The organism is Candidatus Methanoprimaticola sp. MG2, from assembly GCF_047501175.1.
Taxonomy (GTDB): Archaea; Thermoplasmatota; Thermoplasmata; order Methanomassiliicoccales; family Methanomethylophilaceae; genus Methanoprimaticola.
Genome location: NZ_JBEQWH010000007.1, coordinates 51,456 through 70,073 on the forward strand (window position 1 = coordinate 51,456; position 18,618 = coordinate 70,073).

Sequence of the window (18,618 nt, forward strand, 5' to 3'; positions counted from 1 at the left end):
TACGTCATCATTGTCCCATCGGAAGATCCACATACACGTGTATTTTGTTACCATTATCAAATCCGACAAGAAACTCAGCTTGTGTCTGATCGAGGTTCATACCGTCTATTGATTCTATATGAATCATGAACGTCCCATCATCCCTATACGCACAGTCATGATACTTCTCAATGAGCAATGAATTACTCATAGACCCCCCATTCCATGACAATGTCGTAGCATTCAGACAGGCCCCATCAGGATGTACATGGTCTGTCCTAACCTCAGTCATATAAAAGTCATGATATGTGACAAACTCGATCCAGGACGGATCTACAGGATCCTCGTAATATTGCAGAACGATATCTCCCGCAAACCCGCTCCCCGACCTATATATGGCTATTGTCCCCGTGATCCAAGTATCGTTATCATCACTATCCAGGCGGAAACTTTCAGTAACGATTGAACCGCGATGGAAAACTGGATGGTCTCCTGGCCTAATTCCTGTATCCTCTGTATCATCTTGAGAAAGATGGATTGCGACTGCTGCCATTACCACAACCACCACGACAACAACGACCACCAACCACTTTGATTCGTTCCTCATCGTGCATCACAATCACATTTTGTTTTAACACTATATATAGCTCAAAAACTATGGAATATTTTGAAATATTGTATAACCATATAAACAACACAGAACAATGAAGATTTTAATAGAGAGACGCGGAGCCAAGGACTACGTGTACCTATACACATCCAGAAGAGTCGCGGGGAAGGATACACCGGCTGTCATCAAAAGATACGTAGGGATCCTCGATCCCGACACGGGACTAGTCGCTCCGAAGAAGGTCCCTCCGGAGGAGTTCCTCACACACATCCATGACGGGGAGTTCACCTGCGCCGAGCTGGGGAACGTCCTGATGGCCAGGAAGGCGGCCGAGTCTCTAAGGCTCGGAGAGACCTTGCAGAACAGGTTCGGAGACAGGTCTGACATGCTGCTGGCGATAATCCTGACCATGGCCATGGACCCCGTGCATGCCATGAGGTTCATGGAAAGCATGCCCAAATACTACCTGGATGACCTGCTGCATAAGGAAAAAGTTGTAAGGGCGGACGTGGACAGGGCACTCACGGCCCTGCAAGACAGGTCCGCGTCCGCATCCACGCTGGACCGGGACGAGAGACACTATATATTCGTGCTCTGGGACTCGCCTGACCTGCACGGTGCCGACATCCATCACGAGAGTCCCAGGAGGATATCTTTCGAGGGGATGGTGTTCCTGGTAACGGATGTCGAAGGGAACCCGCTGATCGTCCGCTCCCTCGGTGCCAGGATGGACCATGTGGAGTCGCTGAGGATGGCCGTGCAGCATGCGGAGATGTCCGGGAGGGACAACATACTCGCCCTCGGAGAAGGCATCACACTCGAGACGATGTCATCGTTGACACTGCACAACACCCGTTTCGTCTCGGAGGCGGACAGTCTGTTGGACATCCCGGAGGTGTATTCCCTGTGCGTGGACGCCCCAGCGGATGGGTGGTCCGAGGTGGCGGAGAACGGCAGACCCATCTACATGCGCGAGACCTACATCGACATGGCGATAGACAGCACAGGATGGCATCTTTCCGGAACGAACGAGATGGGGGAGCGCCGTGGCAAGGTCCGCATGAAAGCCATCGTCTGGTACGATCCGGACGACTATGAGACCGTCAAGACGGAACTGAACGAGAGGGTCCGTCTCAGAAGACGCATCCTGGAATCGATCGATGGGGAATCGGCCAATGAGGTCCTCGGTGACGGAAGCATAGAGTCGCGCTTCGTCACCCTGAATAGGGGCCCGGACGGGGTACCCTCCACGTCCATACGCAGGAAAGAGCTTCGGCAGGCGGCGATACGCTCCAGCGTCCATCTCTTCATAACCAATCGCGAAGGATGGGAGGAGTGCATGAAGTGTTCCAAGCTCCGTCGCGTCATGGAACTGCACGCAGGTCCGATCATAGAGGCCGCCGGTAACCCGAAGGACAGGTTCAGATACGGCTACGGGACCCTTGCGCTTCTCGCTATGAAAGTCCGCATGCAGCTGGAACAGATGCTGTCGGAGTCGGGGTATGAGGGGATGTCTGCGGACGATGCGTTCAGGATAGCGTCATCGTATCACGTTGTCCGCGTGAACGGACACGTGTACCGCAGCTCGATCACAAGGGAGGCGAAGAAGCTGTTCGACGCCCTGAACGTAGAGCTCGATCATCGAAACGGTCACCGATGCGCAATGAACGACGCGAACGTCCGCGGGAACGCAGATCCCCCGGGCCCCTGTAGACCCTCCCATGAGGTATGGGTCGGGAGTTCACTTCTCCCCGAGTATCGGAGGGATGTACGAGAACGGGTCCTTCGTGATGTTCAGGATGACGGCGGTGTTGGTCTTCCTGACGTCCTTTATCGCGTTGATCTCCTTGACGACCTCGGAGAACTCGTCCCTATCGATACACGCGATCCAGACTATGCAGTCGCTCTCTCCCGTGACATCGAACACGGAGATCACCTGAGGGATCTTCGAGATCTCGTCCTGCACGGTCTTTACGTTGTCCGCATAGACGCTGACGAGCCCCATGTACTCGTAACCGAGCGTCATGTAGTCGATGCTCGCGCGATATCCGTTGATGACGCCCTTGGCCTCGAGGTTCTTGACCCTCTGTATGAGTGTGGTCGGGTGCACATCGAGCTGCTTCGCGAGCTGCCTGTAGGAGCCCTGGCTGGACCTGCACAGGAGCTCGATTATACGTTTGTCCAGTTCGTCGAAGTCTGAAAGAGACATTTGAATCGTCTTCCCCGAATCCGGAAGCGCATTTATTAAAGTTGTGCGATTGATGAGGGTCCATATGACAGACGAGATCTTCAGAAGGGACGGATACGGCTTCGAATTCGAGGCAAACGTCATCTCCGCGGAAGGGGACAGGGTCATCCTGGACAGCACCGCGTTCTACCCCGGAGGGGGCGGACAGGTGTGCGACATCGGAACGATACGCGGGAACGCGGTCGTCGATGTGTTCCTGAACGAGGACGGAGACATAGTGCACAAGGTCCCTCAGCACGACCTGAGGCCGGGCGAGAGGGTCTGGTGCAGCGTGGACTGGGACAGGCGCTACGACCTCATGCAGGGCCATACCGGGGAGCACCTCCTGTTCTGCTCCCTCAGGAGGCAGTGCCCCGACCTGGAGATAACCAAGATATACATCTCCCCGGAGAGCAAGTACGTGATCGTCAACCACGACCTGGACTGGGACCAGGTCCAGGCGGCGGTGGAGTTCGCCAACCAGGCGATCAAGGACAACCTCCCGGTGACCCGCAGCGTCATGGACAGGGACGACCCGGACATCGAGAGAGTCAGGATAAAGCTGGACAGGATACCCGAGGACGAGGAGATCACCGTCGTGGCCATCGGGGACATAGACCTCTCCGCATGCAGCGGGATCCATGTCATGGAGACGTCCGAGCTCGAGCTTCTCCTCGTGGACCGCAAGGTCTCTGCCGGAAGCGAGGGCACGGCGATACACTTCAAGGTCGGGGATGCGGCGAAGAGGGAGGCGCTGGCACTGTCCAACATCGCACTCCGCATAGTCGACGGCATCGGATGCAAGAGGGAGGACTCCCCCAAGGCCGTGGCCAACATGAGGAGCGAACTGGAACTGAAGAGCGGACTGCTGAAGCAGGCCACCAGAAGGCTGGCGGAGTCCATGGTCCCGAGACAGATGGGAGACGTGGACGTCTACTGCGGGACTCTTCCCGGGACGGACCGTGCCGCGATGACCGACTTCGCGGAATCCGTGAAATCCAAGGGAGGGGTGGCCATCATCGTCGGAGAGACGGAGACCCTGTCCGTCATAGTGGCGTCCGGGACCCCCGCAGTGGATTGCAAGAAGCTCCTGTCGGACGTCCTCGGACGGTTCGGGGGCAGAGGGGGCGGGAAACCGGATTTCGCACAGGGCGGCGTGCAGGACAGGTCCCTTGCGGACGAGGTCCTGAAGGCGCTGTCCGACGCGACCGCCGATATGCTGGGTCGCTCCGATTAAACCGGCATTAACAAACGCGGAAAGGACACACACCTTAAGAATGACTAGGAGATTCCTCGGCACATGGGTGGAATGAGAGTAAACGACCGCCAGATGAAACAGGCCATGAAGAAGATGGGGATCAAGCAGTCCGCACTTGACGGAGTGACCAAGGTCGTCATCAAGACCAAGACGGCGGAACTCGTCATCAGGAATGCGGAGGTGGTCCGCGTCGAGATGGGTGGCACCGTCACGTACCAGGTCACGGGTGTCGAGGAGGAGCGTTCCATCGGAGAGGATGGCGTTGCCAGGCCCACATTCCCCGAAGAGGACATCGCCCTGGTGATGTCCCAGGCGAACTGCGACAGGGAGAAGGCGGTGGTAGCGCTGGAAGCCACTGACGGACAGCCTGCCGAAGCGATCATAAAGATAATGACGGAGTGATTGGAATGTGTCTAGCAATTCCCGGAAAGATCGTGAACATCGACGGCAACATGGGCGACATCGACTTCGGTGGCGTCACCAGGAAGGCCAACCTCTCGATGGTCGACGCCGAGGTCGGGGAGTGGGCCGTCGTCCATGCAGGGTTCGCGATCCAGATCATGGACGAGGAGGACGCCCAGGAGACCATCAGGCTCTGGAACGAGGTCCTCGACAGCGAGAAGACCACATCCTGCTGATCGGGATGCGGGGTCCGACCCCGCCCCGATCGACTTACTTCTTCTTCTGGATCTTCCCATCCTTCTTCTTGCGGACGACGTTGGTTCCCTGGTTCGTCGCCACCTGCTTCGCGTACGCCTCGGCTTCGGCCTTCGTCTTGAACTTCTTCAATGCCTTCTGCGCGTTCGCCCTCTTGACCTGCCATCCTCCGTCGGGATGCGGGGATACGAAATAGGCGCCTGCGGGCGTCGCCTTCGCAGATGTCTCGGACTCGGGAACGTCCTTTGTGCTGGTCTCGGGCTTCATCTCTTCCGCCGGTTCGCCCTTCTCTTCCTTCTTACGGTTGAATAGTCCCATCAAGGTATGAATCGCAAGATTGTTTGATAAAACGATGCTTCGACAATATCGGACACATATGTTCATTGTATCAGAACCTAACAGTTAAAGTTATATATTAGTCTGATATCCCATGTTTCGGTATGACGGCCATAGCGGCGGGGAAACACCCGGTCCCTTCCCGAACCCGGAAGTAAAGTCCGCCCGCGTATCTGTCTGTACTGTACTGCGCAAGCGTACGGGAACTCAGACACGCTGTCAACCACTTTCCCATTTTCTCCGAAGAGCGGTGGCTCTGGCCATCGACGACACCGAGTTGATAATGAACGGTCGTCTGCCCGTTGTAAACTAGTATCTAATAATAAGACGCGATAGGGTTAGACGATGATACTGATCAAGCTTGGCGGGAGCGTAATAACCGACAAGTCGCAGTACAAGAAGTTCAACCAGGATCAAGCATCCAGGCTCTGCCGGGAGATAGCGGAGTCGGGTCGTTCCGTGATGATAGTCCACGGCGCGGGATCGTTCGGTCATGTGCTCGCGAAGAGGTATGCGGTTCAAGAAGGTCTGACCGATTTCGGAAAGGTCACTCCGGCGGCGATGGTCCACCACGATGCCATGGAACTTGGAATGCTCCTTACATCCGAGCTCATGAAGGTCGGCATCCCTGCCGCGTCCGTATCGCCCGGGACCTGCTTCGTCATGGATGACGGGAAACTTATCGTGAACGATGATGAGGCGATCCGCAGGATGGCCCATGTGGGGATCATGCCGGTCATGTTCGGTGACGTGGTCATGGACCGCAAGAGAGGGTTCGGGATAGTCTCCGGGGACCAGCTCATGGAGCTCATGGCGGACATGTTCAAACCGGACCGCATCGTGTTCGTATCGGACATAGACGGCCTGTACGACAAGAACCCCAAGACGAACCCCGATGCGAGGTTCATCCCCGAGGTCACGAGCGAGATCATGGACGCGGTGGACTCCAGGGAGGATGTCGACGACGTCACCGGAGGGGTCCGCAACAAGATGGAGTCCATGCTCAGGATGTGCACTCCCGAGAGGGACTGCGTGCTCATCAACGGAACGGTCCCCGGCAGGCTCCTCTCACTGCTGAAGGGGGAGGATGTCCCCTGCACAATAGCGAAGATGTGATTCACATGGTACAGATCAGAGACAGGAAAGCGGACCACATCAACATCTGCATCAACGAGCGCATCGCGCCCGGACACTGCTACTGGGATGATGTCAGGCTCGTGCACAACGCCCTCCCGGAGATCGGGATGGACGACATAGACATGACTTGCTGGCTCTACGGGAAGAAGCTGGACTTCCCCCTCATCGTGACGGCGATCACCGGAGGATTCCCGGGAGCCGCGAAGATCAACTCCAACATAGCGGAGGCATGCGCCGAGCTCGGGATCGGGATGGGGATCGGCAGCGAGAGGGCCGGGGTCACCGGGACATGCCCGGAGAGCTACTCGGTCATAAAGAACTACGACGTCCCTCTGGTGATCGGCAACGTGGGGGCCCCCCAGCTGGTACCTCAGAAGAGCGGGGACCTGTTCAGCAAGGAGATGGTCGGTCAGGCGAAGGACCTGATCGGGGCGGACGTCATGGCCGTACACCTCAACTACCTCCAGGAGGTCGTGCAGCCCGAGGGGGACACCAACGGCGCTGGCGTCAGGGACGCGATCAGGAGCCTGGCACAGGAATACCCCATCATGGTCAAGGAGACGGGGGCCGGCATCTCGAGGGACGTCGCGGACAGGCTGAAGGGGATCGGGATCCTCGGGATCGATGTCGCGGGGATGGGCGGAACGAGCTTCGCCGCCGTTGAACTCTACAGGGCCATGGCGGCGAACGATGAGGTCCGCACCAACATGGGCGAGACGTTCTTCGACTGGGGGATACCCACTCCCGCATCCGTGGTCGAGACAGCCGGATGCGGACTTCCCGTGATCGCATCGGGAGGCATATTGGACGGTACGCACATCGCCTCCGCGATATCCCTGGGAGCCACATGCGGGGGCGTCGCCAACGCGGTCCTCAGGGAGGCCACCGAATCGGCGGATGCCGTCAAGAGAAAACTTACAGTCCTCAGAGAGGAACTGAGGGCGGCGATGCTGCTGACAGGCTGCAAAGACCTGAAGGCGCTGGGAAAAGCCCGCCACGTGATCCTCGGAGAAACCAGACAATGGATTGATGCACTATGATCGATGCCAAGGAATACCTCAAGAAGATGTCCGCCGAGCTTGACGGACCCATAAAGAGCTACATAGGGAACGAGGAGCCGGAGAACCTCATGGAGGCGTCCAGGCAGTACCCCTACCGTGGCGGGAAGCGCATGAGGCCCGCGATGGCCGTCGCATGCTGCGGCGCCGTCGGAGGGGACAGGTCCAAGGCCGTTCCGCTGGCCGTCGCCGTGGAGTACATCCACAACTTCACCCTGGTCCACGACGACCTCATGGACGGGGACGAGTCCCGCAGGGGCATGGCGACGATCCATGTCAACTATGGCATGCCCACCGCCGTCCTCGCAGGAGATGCCCTGTTCGCCAAGGCGTTCCAGATCATCTGCGACCTGGACATCCCCGCCGAGAGGATGAGGGATGCCCTCCGCTACGTCAGCAAAGCTGTATGGGACCTTGCCCGCGGACAGCAGATGGACGTCAACAACGAGGGACAGATCGTCACGGAGGAGGTCTACCTCGAGACCATCAAGCTGAAGACCAGCGTCCTTTTCGCCGCTGCGGCCGCGGGCGGTGCGCTCGTCGGAGGCGCGGACAGGAAGACAGCCGAGGCGATAAACGAGTACGCCATCGAGGTCGGGCTCGGATTCCAGATATTCGACGACTACCTGGGGATCATGGGGAATCCCGCCAAGACCGGAAAATCGAACTGCAACGACATCAGGAAGGGCAAGTGCACCGTGATGGTCACCCATACGATCGAGGCCCTCAAGGACGATGCGGCCAAGCTCGCGGAGTTCAAATCCATCCTCGGAAAGATGGATGCCACCGAGGAAGAGTGCGCCCGTGCCAAGCAGATCATGAAGGATGCGGGATCCATCGACTACGCGATGGACATGGCCCGCGCCAAGGTGAACCGCGCGATCGAGACCATCGCGTTCCTTCCCGAGAGCGAGGACAAGGAGTTCATGATCTCCCTCGCGAACTATTCGATAGACAGGGAGCTCTGAGGTTCCCGAATATAAACCGGTCCCCCGTCGTACGATGGGGGACCATTCGATTTCTGATCGTTTTCCGCATCAACCGACATATTTGGGTCAACAATCTTCAAATCATTACAAGTACTGTATAGTACGAAAGTTATAAATTTTATAATCTTAAAACGACATAAAAGTACATCAAAGCGTAAAATGAAAATCTTCAGGCATCCTCGATGCCGGTCTCTGTGATGATATAATACGTCGACCTTCCCTCGGGGAGGCTCCTGTGCTTGACGATGACCGCCTTCCTGCGTCCGTTGTCGAGCTTCTCCAGTCTGAGGATGGTCTTCGCGTTGTGGTTCAACGCATGACCTCCCAGGAACTCTACCCTGCCGCTGGTGAGACTGGAGTAGACCTGGGACGTTATCAGCACGGAGACGTCGTATTTCCTCGCGATCTCCAGGAGCATCTCGGTCTGCCTCACGAACTCGTTGCGTGCCTTGGACTCGTCATGCCTCAACCGATAGAACATCGTGAGGGAATCGATTATGATCAGGGAACTGACCCCGCTGGAGACTATCTTGGACGCCATCTCGATACGGTCCGTCTGCTCCTCCAGACTATGGACCTCAGAGATCAGGATGTTCCTGATCGCGTCTTCGTTCCCCTTGAAGAGCTGGGCGAGCCTCTCCTTGGACAGCCCCTCCGTATCGAGGTAGATCACCTTCCTGCCGCTCTCCGCGACATTGCGGGCGACCTGCAGGCATACGTTGGTCTTCCCGGCACCCGCTTCGCCATAGATCATGGTGACACAGCCGGACTCGATCCCGCCTCCCAGAAGACGGTCAAACTTGGGACATCCCAGAGGAGTGCGCTCCACGCACGTCCAATGACGAACGGTGTTAAAAACTGTGGGTAGGGCGGGAGCACCCGCCCTGTGTTTGATCAATGTTTATCGTTGCCGTCATCGTCGAGCATCTTCCCCTCGACCCCGACGACGTCGTCGATGCTATGATCGACCCCGGTCTGGACGACTTCGCCCTTGGTCGCATACATGACTACCGCGATGAACGCGTATGCGATGTATGCGATCACGGCGATTATCACCAATGCGACCACGACTATGGCCAGTATGTTGACCGCCTCTTCGAGGAATCCGGGCTGCGAGAACGCCCATGCGACGACGGCGACCAGCGCGACGATGAGAACCGCGATGATCACGAGGCCGAGCGCCGACTTCCCGGTGCCTTTCCTCTCGGTCTTCATGCCCATGTCCTTCAAGCGATCACCTCAGCTCGAGCTCTGCGGCATGTACGGCCACAGGGCCATGGCGAGGTCTCCCAGGGTCATGGACTGCATGACGACCTTCCCGGGACCCGTCAGCGTGGAGACGAAGAGCCCCTCTCCGCTGAACAGCGCGTTCTTGACACCGCCGATAGAGGAGATGTCGTAGCAAACCGTGTCCTCCCACGCGACGACGTTGGACGTGGACACCTTGATGACCTCTCCGGGCGCGAGCTCCTTGACCACGAGGTCCCCGCAGCCTCCGATGAAGACGATACCGTTCCCGGAGACCTTCTGGACGATCAGGCCCTCCCCTCCGAACAGTGCGGACGACAGCTTCTTCTGGAATGCCATCTCGAGGGTCACGTTCTCCTCCGAGGCGAGGTACCCGGTCTTCTGGACGAACCACCCTCCCTTGGAGATGTCTATGTCCATGATCTTCCCCGGGGCCTTCTGGGACAGTCCGACGACCCCCTTGCCACCCTGGGCCTCGTACTTCACCAGGAACAGCGAGGCCCCGGTCATGGAACGCTTTATGCTTCCCCATACCCCCTCCTTGGCCTTCGCCTCCAGGGTCATGTTGCCGGTCATGTAGGACATGGCGCCGGACACGGAGTATATGACCTCCCCCGGCTCCACCTCTACGTTGACCATCTGAAGATTGTCTCCCGTGATAGTGTATTTCATGGATGTCATAACGCACGTGCAGAATAAAAAACAATATCGATGGCCTGGACTGCTACCATTGAATATCTGCACCGCATAATGCCGATCATGGAAGAGGTGTCTGGAACGATGATGGGAGCGGAAGCCTCCGTATCGGATGCCGAGTACCTTGGAAGGAGAGCGGTCGAGAAGGTCCGTCCGACCAAGGGATACCGTCTGCCGGAACTGGACGCCCACTTACGTTCTGCCAGGACCAGGAACGAGGCGCGCATCCTTCACGAGGCGCCCCAGGCCGGGATACGCACCCCGTGCGTGTACGACCTGGACATGGACAGGTGCTCCATCGTCCTGGAGAAGGTCGAGGGCACAGTCGTGAAGAACCACCTCCGTGACCACCCCGACAGGGCGTCCGAGGTATGCGTGAAGATCGGGAATGCGGTCGCGAGACTCCATTCCGCCGGGATATGCCACGGCGACCTCACGACGTCCAACATGATCCTGACATCCGATGGGGAGATATGCCTGATAGACATGTCCATGGGCAAGACGCGCGCCGAACTGGAAGACATAGGGATAGACCTGAGGCTCCTGGAGAGGGCGTTCTCGTCGGCGCACGTGGACCTGCCTGATGCGTTCGAAGACCTCATGACCGAGTACTACGCGAACGTCGGGAACCCCAAGGCCGTGGCCAAGAAACTCGAAGACATCAGGAACAGGGGGAGATACACATGAAGCTCAAGGTCATCACGTCCAATCCCGGCAAGGTCAGGGAATATCAGAAGGAATTCAAGGACTACGGCATAGAGATGGAGCACTTCCCTCACCCCTACGACGAGGTCCAGACCTCCGATCTGGAGGAGGTCGTCAACAAGGGGATGGACACGATCGTGTCCGAAGGCATCCGCGACTTCATCGTGGATGATTCGGGCCTCTTCGTGGATTCGCTGAAGGGATTCCCCGGAGTGTGGTCGGCATACGCACAGAAGACCATCGGGAACCAAGGGATCCTCAGGCTCATGGAAGGCGTCGAGGACCGCGGTGCGGAGTTCAGGTGCTGCATCGGATGCGACATAGACGGCAGGAGGATCGTCGTCACCGGGATCTGCAGGGGCACGATCACCGACGGAGAACGGGGCAAGGACGGCTTCGGGTTCGATCCCGTATTCTCCCACGACGGGGAGCGCACGTTCGCGGAGATCCCACTCGACGAGAAGAACTCGGTGTCGCACCGCGGAAACGCCGTCAAACTGCTGATCGCCGAGATGAGGAGACAGGGACTGATCTGAGAGCACGACCTTGACGAAGAAGGGATCCGACCCTGAATCCCGATTCCAGAAACACGACTTATGCCCTTGGAATCGGAGATAGGGCTGTAATCGATCAGAAACATCAAAAATGTGTAGTTTTAGAGAGTTCACTCTTTCCTGACAGCATCGACCAGCCACCGGAGTCCCAGATCTATATCCTCCCCTTCCGACAGGGGCGCTCAATCACCTGATGTACTCGTCCGCCGTGGTCTCATGGAGCATTGAAACAAGGCTCCGAGGCACATTAAAATAATATGTATATATTATGTATATACAATGGTCAATGTGATTCAGAAATGGGGCAACAGCTGTGCTGTCAGGATTCCAAAAAGCGACATGGAATCCGCAGGTCTCCGTGAGGGAGACCAGGTGCGTTTCATCGTATCGAACGGGAAGCTTACCATATGCAAGGCCGTTCCCCACATCCCCTTGGCCGAAAGGGCAGAAGGATTCCAGGGCAGTTATGACACCGAAGGCTTGGACGAGTCTTCCGTCGGAAAGGAAGTGTTCTGGTGAGTTACAGTGCTGTTCAGGGCGATGTAATCTGGCTCGATTTTGATCCAAGGGCAGGGCACGAGCAGATCGGAAGGCGTCCTGCGATAATAGCATCTAACGAGGTCGCAAACCGTCTGATGAGACCCATGGCGGTCGTGTGTCCCATCACCTCGGCAGATAAGGGGTATCCGACCAGAGTGCATTTCGAGGGACAGAAGATCAGAGGATACATAATGTGCGATCAGATGAGGACCGTCGACCTATCCGCAAGGTATGCGGAATTCATCGAAAAAGCACCAGATGATGTCCTGAACGAGGTCCTGGATATCATAGTCGGCATGGTCGAAAGACTACCAGCTTGACTTTTACAGCGCGATGGTCGGGTATCACTCGGCCATCGCGCTGTAAAAGTCGAGATAGGGAGCCAGATTGCGATACCAATCAGACGATATCGGGATATGATGAGAGTCGTCTCCTAGAATCGGAAATTGGGGTTTCAAAGCGTTTGGATGACCTCCCTTCAGAGGTTGAAGGGAGGGTTGATGAACAGGATACAGATTCCGAGCGCGAGCGCGAGGTACAGCAGGTAGTTGCCCATCATGGACTTGGTCTCGACCATATCCATCCTGAACCCGACGGCCCCGAGGATCTTTCCGAGCAGTCCGCAGATGATGAAGACCACCACGGTCGCCACGATCCACCCGTAATTATCGATGGCGTTGGTGATGACGGCTCCGAGAAGCCCGGCAGCCAGTCCTATGACCATTACGACCATGAAAATCTTGGTCATGTAGATGTCTTTGAGGATGAACTCCCTCTCGTTGAACTCGGTCGGAGTGAACTCGTACTCCTCCTCCGCCTGTTCCATGATCCGCCTCTTCTTCTTGGCCATCGCGTCCGCATCCTGATTCCACTTATAAAGGCTTTCTAAAGGACTCACTGCGAGAACCGTTTCTTCGAATGCTTCAATGCCTCGATGACGGGCAGGGGCTTCCCGAGGAGGAACGTCTCCAGCGCACCTCCGCCCGTGCTCACGTAGGAGAACCTGTCCGCGAGGTCGAACCTCTCGGCCGCTCCTCCGGTGTGTCCCCCTCCTATGACGGACTGGCCTCCGCTGTCCACCATGGCCGTCATCATGATGCGGGTCCCGACCTCGAAGCCCTCCTTCTCGATCATCCCCGACGGTCCGGACATGAAGCTGGTCTTCGACGATACGATGACCTTGCGGAACTTCTCTGCGGACGCGTCCCCGATGTCCAGGGCAGGCTCCTCCGTCGGGAGGTCGCCGATATTGACAGACACGCGCCTGCCGTCCCTCTCCACGGCCACATCGACGGGCAACAGGACCTTCTGGCCGTATCTGGACAGGATGTCCTTGGCGGCCTGGAGGTTCTCCGGGGTGAGCTCGTCCTGAAGGACCTTCATGCTCGCCTCACCGATATCGACCCCGCGTGCCAGCAGATATGCGTTGCCGACGAGTCCCACCAGGATGACCGTGTCGGCCATGCCGCTTCCCAGGACCCTGTCGATCATCTCCGACACATCCCCGAACTTCGCCCCTCCGAGGATGAACACCGACGGCCTGCGGGGATTGCCGAAGATCGCATTCAGAGCGTAGATCTCCTTTGCCATCAGCCTTCCGGACGCGGACGGCACCAGGGGCTCGAACCCGACCAACGAGCATTGAGCGCGGTGGGCCGCGCCGAACGCGTCGCACACATAGTAGTCCGCGAGGGGTGCGAGCGTCCTGACGATCTCCCCCTCGGAGTGCATCATCATGTCGCCCTTGGCGGTCTCGCTGTCAATGCCCCTGACGTTGCCCAGGAGGAGGATGCTCCCGGGATCGAGCCCTTTGATGGCCCGGACGGCATCGTCGCCTATCACATCGTCGACGTACTCGACGGGTATGCCCAGGTGCTTGGACAGGAGTGCAGCATGCTGCTCCAGGGGGATGAAGTCCCATCCTCCCTTGCGGCTCTGATGAGCCAGCATGACGACCTTGGCCCTCTTCCCGACAAGCTCCCTCACCGTGGGGACGATCCTCCTTATCCTGGCATCGTTCACGATCCTGAGGGTGTTCTTGTCGAGGGGGCAGTTGATGTCGACCCTCAGGAGAACGGTCTTGTCCCTGTAGTCGAAATCGCCGAGCGTGTTGAACTCCTTCTCCATGGTCCCGCCTCACTCCCTGCCGATACCGAGGGACGCGTCGGTCTTGGCGACGGACTCCGAGGCATCCTGCGTGACCTTGCACATGGACCTTATGCAGTCCACGTTCTCGGGGATGACATCGGACTCCTGGTGGACCGCCTGATAGTAATACAAGGTGTTCCCGACGACCTTGACGCCATCCTCCCAGACGACGATCTCGTACATGTCGGAGCGGTCCCTTCCGAGGTCGCGGGCCAGCTCCATGATCTGCGGCGTGGACTTGATGCCGTCGGACGCCTTCACGAGCCTGACCCTGGGGGCGCTCCTCAGTATGTCGATGACCTCCTCGGTGGTGCTCTGCTGGCTCAGCTGAGCGACGACGGTCTGCACGTGCATCAGGGTCGTGGACGCCTTGACGGCCATCGTGTTGATGTTCAGCCAGGGCATGACGCTCTGCACGTCCGGTCCGTGATGGGTCGGGAGCTTGACGGAGGGTTCGAGGCCGTTGACGGGGCCTCCCTTGCTGTCCCCGGGATCGACGGCACGGCGGACGATCGTGACATACGCGTTCTCCACCTTCAGCGCCTTGTCGATGGGATACAGGGTCCTCAGGAGGGCGGTGGTGTTGCAGGACACGACCCTCGAGAGCTGCGCTCCCCAGGACTCCGCATAGTTGGCGGTGGAGTTGAAGGAGATGCCGGTGAGGCTGTGGTCCTCCCCGCCCTGGAATATCGCCTTGACGCCTGCGGCCTTGTACATGTCCCGGTAGTACTCGCCCAGGGACCCGGGCGTACAGTCCACGACGATGTCGACCTTGCCGAGCATGTCCTTGACGGTCCCGTCTATGTGGATCCCGGCCTTGGCGAACGCCTCGACGCTCTCCTCGGGGACGTACAGACCGTAACCTTTCGCAAGCGCGTCCTTGGCCTCGTAGTTGGGCCTGGTCTTGGTGACCCCCACGAGCTCCATATCGTCCTGTTTGGCGATGGCGGTCGCGACTCTCTTTCCGATCGTGCCGTAGCCGTTGACTCCTACCCTGACCTTCGACATGAAAATTACCTGGAACCTCGATGGACATAGCATTTATTAGGGTTATGCGAGGGAGACGGGGATCGGAGGCGAGCGTCCCCGCGTCCGTGGGCCTGCGGGATGCCGCGGACACCGATGACGGAAGTGGATGGATGCCATGGGAACGGCGGCATGACACCAAGATTATAACGCGAATCCCCGATGCCAGGACCGGAGAAAGGTCTATGAGAGGCACGGAAGCACTCCTTACGATGCTCGAGGACAGAGGAGTCGACACCATCTTCGGATACCCCGGCGGGAGCGTAATATCGATCTACAACGAGCTTCTGGATTCCGACATAAGGCACGTCCTCGTCAGACACGAGCAGTGCGCCGCTCACATGGCGGACGGATACGCTAGGGCGAAGAACATGCCCGGCGTGTGTCTGGCGACCAGCGGACCCGGTACCACCAACCTCGTGACCGGGATCGCGACAGCGTTCGCGGATTCCGTCCCGATGATCGCCCTGACGGGCCAGGTCGCGGCAGGGTCCCTCGGACTGGGTGCGTTCCAGGAAGTGGATGCCTACAGCCTCCTGATGCCGATCACGAAGCACAGCTACAGGGTCCTGGACATCGACAGGCTCCCGCATGCCATCAGCGAGGCGTGGGACATATGCCAGATGGGTCGCAAGGGGCCGGTCCACATCGACCTCCCGGTCGACCAGATGGGCATGGACCTGGACCCGGCGCTCCTTGACGAGCCCTACGGGGTGAAGCCCCTGAGCGAGGACCTCAGCGGCCTCCACGAGGCGGTCGAATGGATAAGGGGCTGCAAGAGACCGTTGATCCTGGTCGGAGGAGGTGCAATGGACGCCTCGAAGGAGGTCATGGAGCTGGCGATGCTCACCGGCGCCCCCGTGGTCAACACCCTCATGGGGATGGGCATAGTCCCGGCATCCTACGAGATGAACATGGGCCCGCTGGGACTCCACGGAAGGCTCACGGCGATAGAGCTGTCCAGCGAGGCCGACCTGATAATATCCATAGGCAGCAGGTTCTCCGACAGGACGTACAGCCACCATGACCGCATGAAGGAGGGGAGGGTCATCCACATAGACGTGGACCCCACCGAGTTCGGGAAGCACAAGCACCAGTGCGTCAACCTCCAGGCGGACGCCGTGAAGGCGATCAGGGCGCTCATATGCGCCCTGGGATCGAAGCCCCTGGGATGGGCGCAATGGAGCCAGCATGCGAGGAAGCTCAAGTCTGACAGCTACATAGTCCCTGACAACGGTGCCGTCCCGATCAAGCCCCAGAGGGTCATGCAGGAGATCAACTCCCTGCTAAACGACGACATCATAGTCACCACGGACGTGGGACAGAACCAGATGTGGGCGATGCACTACCTCAACATCGAGAGGCCCAGGCACTTCCTCTCGTCCGGGACGTTCGGCACGATGGGATACGGACTGCCGGCGGCCATCGGAGCGAAGGCGGCCATGCCCGACAAGAAGGTCATGACCATAACCGGGGACGGAGGGCTGCAGATGGTCATCCAGGAGCTCTCCACATCCGTCGCGGAGGACCTCCCCGTCACCGTCGTGCTCCTCAACAACGGACATCTCGGGATGATCAGGCAGATGCAGAGGCACTACTGGAACGAGAGGTTCAGTGCGGAGCTCCTCGGAGCGAACCCCGACTTCGTGGAGGTCGCCAAGGGATTCAGGTGCAGAGGCATCCACGTCGAGAGGCCCGACGAGATCCGCGAGGCGATACGGGAAGCCCTCGATTCCCCCGTCACCACCGTCGTGGAGATCATGGTCGACCCGGACGAGGACATCCTCCCGATGCTTCCGATGAACCCCAAGATCCCCATAATCAAGGGCGACTGCCACTTCTGATGCAGGAGGGGGCTCAATCCCCTCCCTCGACCGATTTTCATTGTTGCAGAGATTTCTCTGCAATATAGATGCTTTTTTGCAGAGATTTCTCTGCAATATAGATGCTTTTTTGCAGAGAAATTTAAATAATCAATAACATATATACAATCATGAAGAGGAAAGTGGAACAGATTCTCGAAAAATGGAAAGAACGCGAGCATCTACCTCTTGTTATCCGCGGACCTCGCCAAGTTGGTAAAACATATTCCATCAGGCAGTTCGCCCGTAATCATTACAACACTGTTCTCGAATTCAACTTTGAAGATATGCCTGAACAAAAAAAGATATTCTCGGGCAATCTTGACGCAAAAAGTATCTACGAAAGGCTCAGTGTAACTTATCCCACCATCCGCTTTGACAAAGATTGCCTGATTTTCATGGACGAGATCCAAGCATGCCCTGGTGCCGAATCCGCCCTAAAACCCCTTGCCCAGGATGGACGTTGCGATATCATCTGCTCTGGCTCCATGCTAGGCCACACCTTGGGAAGCAATAGTGCCGAAAGAAAAAACGAAAGGACGAAGATTAGACTGTTTCCGCTCGGATACATCGAAGAGTATCGGATGTCCCCTATGGATTTTGAAGAATTTCTCTGGGCACTGGGATACTCCCCTGAACAAACGAGGACCATAGGAAATCACATCAGGCAGATGATCCCCGTGGATGATTTCATACTGAGCAGAATGACCAACCTGTTCAAGAGATACGTGACCGTTGGAGGGATGCCCGCCGCCGTAGAAGCATACTCCAAGAACAACCTGTACGGCGACGCATACAACGTTCTGACAGGACTGTACTCGAAGATCGTAGAGGATTCCCTCAGATACGCATCCAGCAATGGCGAGAAGGCAAAGATCCTGGCCTGTCTCAAATCGATCCCAGGGCAGATCTCCGCAGAGAACAACAATTCGTTCGTGTATGCGAAAATCGAGGGGATAGTCGGAAATGGCCAACGCGAATACGGCCCCGCACTAACATGGCTCGAGAACGCTGGGATAATCGACTTCTGCAACAACGTCCAAGGTGTCTACGAACCATTCGTGCTTAAGACGGACGGGAACACGTTCAAGATCTACATGAAGGACACGGGAGTGATGGTCATGCTCCTTGGCCTCCAGGGATCGCTCGGTGTGATGGGTGCAGCAAAATGTGACAACGGAGCTGTCATGGAGAATGCCGTGTTCGAATGCCTTGTCCGTAAAGGATACACAGTCTACTATCACAGCAACACACAAGCCCGCAAAGAGATCGATTTCGTGCTGAACATTAACGGAAAACTATCGGTCATCGAGGTGAAATCCGGAAGGAAGAAGCGTGCAACCTCTCTGAAAAAACTCATGGAGGCGGACAGGAACCTCACAGGAATCAAGGTCTCCAACTCGAACCTGTTCATCGACGAGGACGGGATACGCCATTACCCCCTGTTCGGACCCTGCTTCTTCGAGGATGCGAGACTCCCTGAAATACCCCCTCCGGATTACATCGAGGAACTCAAATCGAGACTGGATGCCGATCCCGCCAGGGACCTTCCGGATGCCTGACGGCCGACCGTCCACCATACCTTCGC

At 57.6% G+C, this 18,618-nt stretch carries 23 protein-coding genes and 1 rRNA gene; 13 read left to right on the forward strand and 11 right to left on the reverse strand.

Annotation, left to right across the window (positions count from 1 at the left end):
* Positions 1–7: 7 nt before the first annotated feature.
* The 4 genes from V5D86_RS06570 to V5D86_RS06585 form a co-directional block, all read right to left on the reverse strand.
* Positions 8–586 carry a hypothetical protein gene (locus tag V5D86_RS06570; RefSeq protein WP_414595888.1) on the reverse strand — a complete coding sequence of 193 codons (579 nt, stop codon included), beginning with the start codon at positions 584–586 and terminating at the stop codon, positions 8–10.
* A gap of 132 nt (positions 587–718) precedes the next feature.
* The gene (locus V5D86_RS06575; RefSeq protein WP_414595889.1) at positions 719–1,042 is read right to left on the reverse strand and encodes a hypothetical protein; all 324 of its coding nucleotides are present in this window, start codon (positions 1,040–1,042) and stop codon (positions 719–721) included.
* 177 nt (positions 1,043–1,219) lie between these two features.
* Positions 1,220–1,552, reverse strand: a complete 333-nt coding sequence (locus V5D86_RS06580; protein WP_414595890.1) for a hypothetical protein — start codon at positions 1,550–1,552, stop codon at positions 1,220–1,222.
* 778 nt (positions 1,553–2,330) lie between these two features.
* Positions 2,331–2,945 carry an Lrp/AsnC family transcriptional regulator gene (locus V5D86_RS06585; protein WP_414595891.1) on the reverse strand — a complete coding sequence of 205 codons (615 nt, stop codon included), beginning with the start codon at positions 2,943–2,945 and terminating at the stop codon, positions 2,331–2,333.
* On the opposite strand from V5D86_RS06585, the gene V5D86_RS06590 reads away from it, so the two are divergent.
* The 3 genes from V5D86_RS06590 (at position 2,863) to V5D86_RS06600 (ending at position 4,712) form a co-directional block, all read left to right on the forward strand.
* On the forward strand, positions 2,863–4,053 hold the full coding sequence (locus tag V5D86_RS06590; RefSeq protein WP_414595892.1) for a DHHA1 domain-containing protein: 1,191 nt from the start codon (positions 2,863–2,865) through the stop codon (positions 4,051–4,053). The two genes, V5D86_RS06585 and V5D86_RS06590, sit on opposite strands and share 83 nt — an antisense overlap.
* A gap of 63 nt (positions 4,054–4,116) precedes the next feature.
* A complete protein-coding gene (locus tag V5D86_RS06595; RefSeq protein ID WP_414595893.1) occupies positions 4,117–4,476 on the forward strand; it encodes a nascent polypeptide-associated complex protein in 360 nt (119 codons plus the stop codon).
* Between the two features lie 5 nt (positions 4,477–4,481).
* Positions 4,482–4,712 (forward strand): HypC/HybG/HupF family hydrogenase formation chaperone, encoded by a 231-nt coding sequence (locus V5D86_RS06600; protein ID WP_414595894.1) that lies wholly within the window; start codon positions 4,482–4,484, stop codon positions 4,710–4,712.
* A gap of 34 nt (positions 4,713–4,746) precedes the next feature.
* Here V5D86_RS06600 and V5D86_RS06605 read toward each other — a convergent pair whose 3' ends face one another.
* Complete coding sequence (locus V5D86_RS06605) at positions 4,747–5,049, reverse strand: DUF2188 domain-containing protein (RefSeq protein ID WP_414595895.1); 303 nt, start codon at positions 5,047–5,049, stop codon at positions 4,747–4,749.
* Positions 5,050–5,170: 121 nt separating this feature from the next.
* On the opposite strand from V5D86_RS06605, the gene rrf reads away from it, so the two are divergent.
* The 4 genes from rrf (at position 5,171) to V5D86_RS06625 (ending at position 8,230) form a co-directional block, all read left to right on the forward strand.
* A 5S ribosomal RNA gene (gene rrf / locus V5D86_RS06610) occupies positions 5,171–5,292 on the forward strand.
* Between the two features lie 120 nt (positions 5,293–5,412).
* Entirely contained in the window at positions 5,413–6,183 is a 771-nt protein-coding gene (locus V5D86_RS06615; RefSeq protein WP_414595896.1) for an isopentenyl phosphate kinase, read from the forward strand.
* Between the two features lie 5 nt (positions 6,184–6,188).
* Complete coding sequence (gene fni, locus V5D86_RS06620) at positions 6,189–7,244, forward strand: type 2 isopentenyl-diphosphate Delta-isomerase (protein ID WP_414595897.1); 1,056 nt, start codon at positions 6,189–6,191, stop codon at positions 7,242–7,244.
* Positions 7,241–8,230, forward strand: coding sequence for a polyprenyl synthetase family protein (locus V5D86_RS06625; RefSeq protein WP_414595898.1), 990 nt, complete (start codon positions 7,241–7,243; stop codon positions 8,228–8,230). The genes fni and V5D86_RS06625 overlap by 4 nt, the downstream gene beginning before the upstream one ends.
* Before the next feature lie 190 nt (positions 8,231–8,420).
* Here the strand turns inward: V5D86_RS06625 and radB are convergent, their stop codons facing one another.
* The 3 genes from radB to V5D86_RS06640 form a co-directional block, all read right to left on the reverse strand.
* On the reverse strand, positions 8,421–9,080 hold the full coding sequence (gene radB / locus V5D86_RS06630; RefSeq protein ID WP_414595899.1) for a DNA repair and recombination protein RadB: 660 nt from the start codon (positions 9,078–9,080) through the stop codon (positions 8,421–8,423).
* A 65-nt stretch (positions 9,081–9,145) separates the two neighbouring features.
* On the reverse strand, positions 9,146–9,481 hold the full coding sequence (locus V5D86_RS06635) for a hypothetical protein (RefSeq protein WP_414595900.1): 336 nt from the start codon (positions 9,479–9,481) through the stop codon (positions 9,146–9,148).
* Between the two features lie 9 nt (positions 9,482–9,490).
* A complete protein-coding gene (locus tag V5D86_RS06640) occupies positions 9,491–10,171 on the reverse strand; it encodes a TIGR00266 family protein (protein WP_414595901.1) in 681 nt (226 codons plus the stop codon).
* Positions 10,172–10,258: 87 nt separating this feature from the next.
* Here V5D86_RS06640 and V5D86_RS06645 point away from each other — a divergent pair, with 87 nt between their 5' ends.
* The 4 genes from V5D86_RS06645 to V5D86_RS06660 all read left to right on the forward strand — a co-directional run bounded on the left by V5D86_RS06645 (position 10,259) and on the right by V5D86_RS06660 (position 12,314).
* Positions 10,259–10,882 (forward strand): KEOPS complex kinase/ATPase Bud32, encoded by a 624-nt coding sequence (locus V5D86_RS06645; RefSeq protein ID WP_414595902.1) that lies wholly within the window; start codon positions 10,259–10,261, stop codon positions 10,880–10,882.
* Complete coding sequence (rdgB, locus tag V5D86_RS06650; protein WP_414595903.1) at positions 10,879–11,436, forward strand: RdgB/HAM1 family non-canonical purine NTP pyrophosphatase; 558 nt, start codon at positions 10,879–10,881, stop codon at positions 11,434–11,436. Before V5D86_RS06645 ends, rdgB begins: the two co-directional genes overlap by 4 nt.
* A gap of 306 nt (positions 11,437–11,742) precedes the next feature.
* A complete protein-coding gene (locus V5D86_RS06655) occupies positions 11,743–11,973 on the forward strand; it encodes an AbrB/MazE/SpoVT family DNA-binding domain-containing protein (protein ID WP_414595904.1) in 231 nt (76 codons plus the stop codon).
* Positions 11,970–12,314, forward strand: coding sequence for a type II toxin-antitoxin system PemK/MazF family toxin (locus tag V5D86_RS06660; protein ID WP_414595905.1), 345 nt, complete (start codon positions 11,970–11,972; stop codon positions 12,312–12,314). Before V5D86_RS06655 ends, V5D86_RS06660 begins: the two co-directional genes overlap by 4 nt.
* Positions 12,315–12,472: 158 nt before the next feature.
* Here the strand turns inward: V5D86_RS06660 and V5D86_RS06665 are convergent, their stop codons facing one another.
* The 3 genes from V5D86_RS06665 to V5D86_RS06675 are packed head-to-tail and all read right to left on the reverse strand — an operon-like array spanning position 12,473 to position 15,150.
* Positions 12,473–12,844 (reverse strand): hypothetical protein, encoded by a 372-nt coding sequence (locus V5D86_RS06665; protein WP_414595906.1) that lies wholly within the window; start codon positions 12,842–12,844, stop codon positions 12,473–12,475.
* Positions 12,845–12,888: 44 nt separating this feature from the next.
* A complete protein-coding gene (locus V5D86_RS06670; protein WP_414595907.1) occupies positions 12,889–14,121 on the reverse strand; it encodes a phosphoglycerate kinase in 1,233 nt (410 codons plus the stop codon).
* Positions 14,122–14,130: 9 nt separating this feature from the next.
* On the reverse strand, positions 14,131–15,150 hold the full coding sequence (locus V5D86_RS06675; RefSeq protein WP_414595908.1) for a type II glyceraldehyde-3-phosphate dehydrogenase: 1,020 nt from the start codon (positions 15,148–15,150) through the stop codon (positions 14,131–14,133).
* A gap of 203 nt (positions 15,151–15,353) precedes the next feature.
* Here V5D86_RS06675 and ilvB point away from each other — a divergent pair, with 203 nt between their 5' ends.
* Positions 15,354–17,012, forward strand: coding sequence for a biosynthetic-type acetolactate synthase large subunit (gene ilvB / locus V5D86_RS06680; protein ID WP_414595909.1), 1,659 nt, complete (start codon positions 15,354–15,356; stop codon positions 17,010–17,012).
* A 149-nt stretch (positions 17,013–17,161) separates the two neighbouring features.
* The gene (locus V5D86_RS06685) at positions 17,162–18,592 is read left to right on the forward strand and encodes an ATP-binding protein (protein WP_414595910.1); all 1,431 of its coding nucleotides are present in this window, start codon (positions 17,162–17,164) and stop codon (positions 18,590–18,592) included.
* Positions 18,593–18,618 lie beyond the last annotated feature (26 nt).

What these genes read in the sequence shown, in the direction of transcription:
- V5D86_RS06570 (WP_414595888.1), bottom strand. Translation starts at nt 586, where the DNA reads ATGAGGAACGAATCAAAGTGGTTGGTGGTCGTTGTTGTCGTGGTGGTT.
- V5D86_RS06575 (WP_414595889.1), bottom strand. Translation starts at nt 1,042, where the DNA reads ATGCTTTCCATGAACCTCATGGCATGCACGGGGTCCATGGCCATGGTC.
- V5D86_RS06580 (WP_414595890.1), bottom strand. Translation starts at nt 1,552, where the DNA reads ATGGGTCTGCCGTTCTCCGCCACCTCGGACCACCCATCCGCTGGGGCG.
- V5D86_RS06590 (WP_414595892.1), top strand. Translation starts at nt 2,863, where the DNA reads ATGACAGACGAGATCTTCAGAAGGGACGGATACGGCTTCGAATTCGAG.
- V5D86_RS06585 (WP_414595891.1), bottom strand. Translation starts at nt 2,945, where the DNA reads ATGACCCTGTCCCCTTCCGCGGAGATGACGTTTGCCTCGAATTCGAAG.
- V5D86_RS06595 (WP_414595893.1), top strand. Translation starts at nt 4,117, where the DNA reads ATGGGTGGAATGAGAGTAAACGACCGCCAGATGAAACAGGCCATGAAG.
- V5D86_RS06600 (WP_414595894.1), top strand. Translation starts at nt 4,482, where the DNA reads ATGTGTCTAGCAATTCCCGGAAAGATCGTGAACATCGACGGCAACATG.
- V5D86_RS06605 (WP_414595895.1), bottom strand. Translation starts at nt 5,049, where the DNA reads ATGGGACTATTCAACCGTAAGAAGGAAGAGAAGGGCGAACCGGCGGAA.
- V5D86_RS06615 (WP_414595896.1), top strand. Translation starts at nt 5,413, where the DNA reads ATGATACTGATCAAGCTTGGCGGGAGCGTAATAACCGACAAGTCGCAG.
- fni (WP_414595897.1), top strand. Translation starts at nt 6,189, where the DNA reads ATGGTACAGATCAGAGACAGGAAAGCGGACCACATCAACATCTGCATC.
- V5D86_RS06625 (WP_414595898.1), top strand. Translation starts at nt 7,241, where the DNA reads ATGATCGATGCCAAGGAATACCTCAAGAAGATGTCCGCCGAGCTTGAC.
- V5D86_RS06640 (WP_414595901.1), bottom strand. Translation starts at nt 10,171, where the DNA reads ATGAAATACACTATCACGGGAGACAATCTTCAGATGGTCAACGTAGAG.
- V5D86_RS06645 (WP_414595902.1), top strand. Translation starts at nt 10,259, where the DNA reads ATGGAAGAGGTGTCTGGAACGATGATGGGAGCGGAAGCCTCCGTATCG.
- rdgB (WP_414595903.1), top strand. Translation starts at nt 10,879, where the DNA reads ATGAAGCTCAAGGTCATCACGTCCAATCCCGGCAAGGTCAGGGAATAT.
- V5D86_RS06665 (WP_414595906.1), bottom strand. Translation starts at nt 12,844, where the DNA reads ATGGCCAAGAAGAAGAGGCGGATCATGGAACAGGCGGAGGAGGAGTAC.
- V5D86_RS06670 (WP_414595907.1), bottom strand. Translation starts at nt 14,121, where the DNA reads ATGGAGAAGGAGTTCAACACGCTCGGCGATTTCGACTACAGGGACAAG.
- V5D86_RS06675 (WP_414595908.1), bottom strand. Translation starts at nt 15,150, where the DNA reads ATGTCGAAGGTCAGGGTAGGAGTCAACGGCTACGGCACGATCGGAAAG.
- ilvB (WP_414595909.1), top strand. Translation starts at nt 15,354, where the DNA reads ATGAGAGGCACGGAAGCACTCCTTACGATGCTCGAGGACAGAGGAGTC.
- V5D86_RS06685 (WP_414595910.1), top strand. Translation starts at nt 17,162, where the DNA reads ATGAAGAGGAAAGTGGAACAGATTCTCGAAAAATGGAAAGAACGCGAG.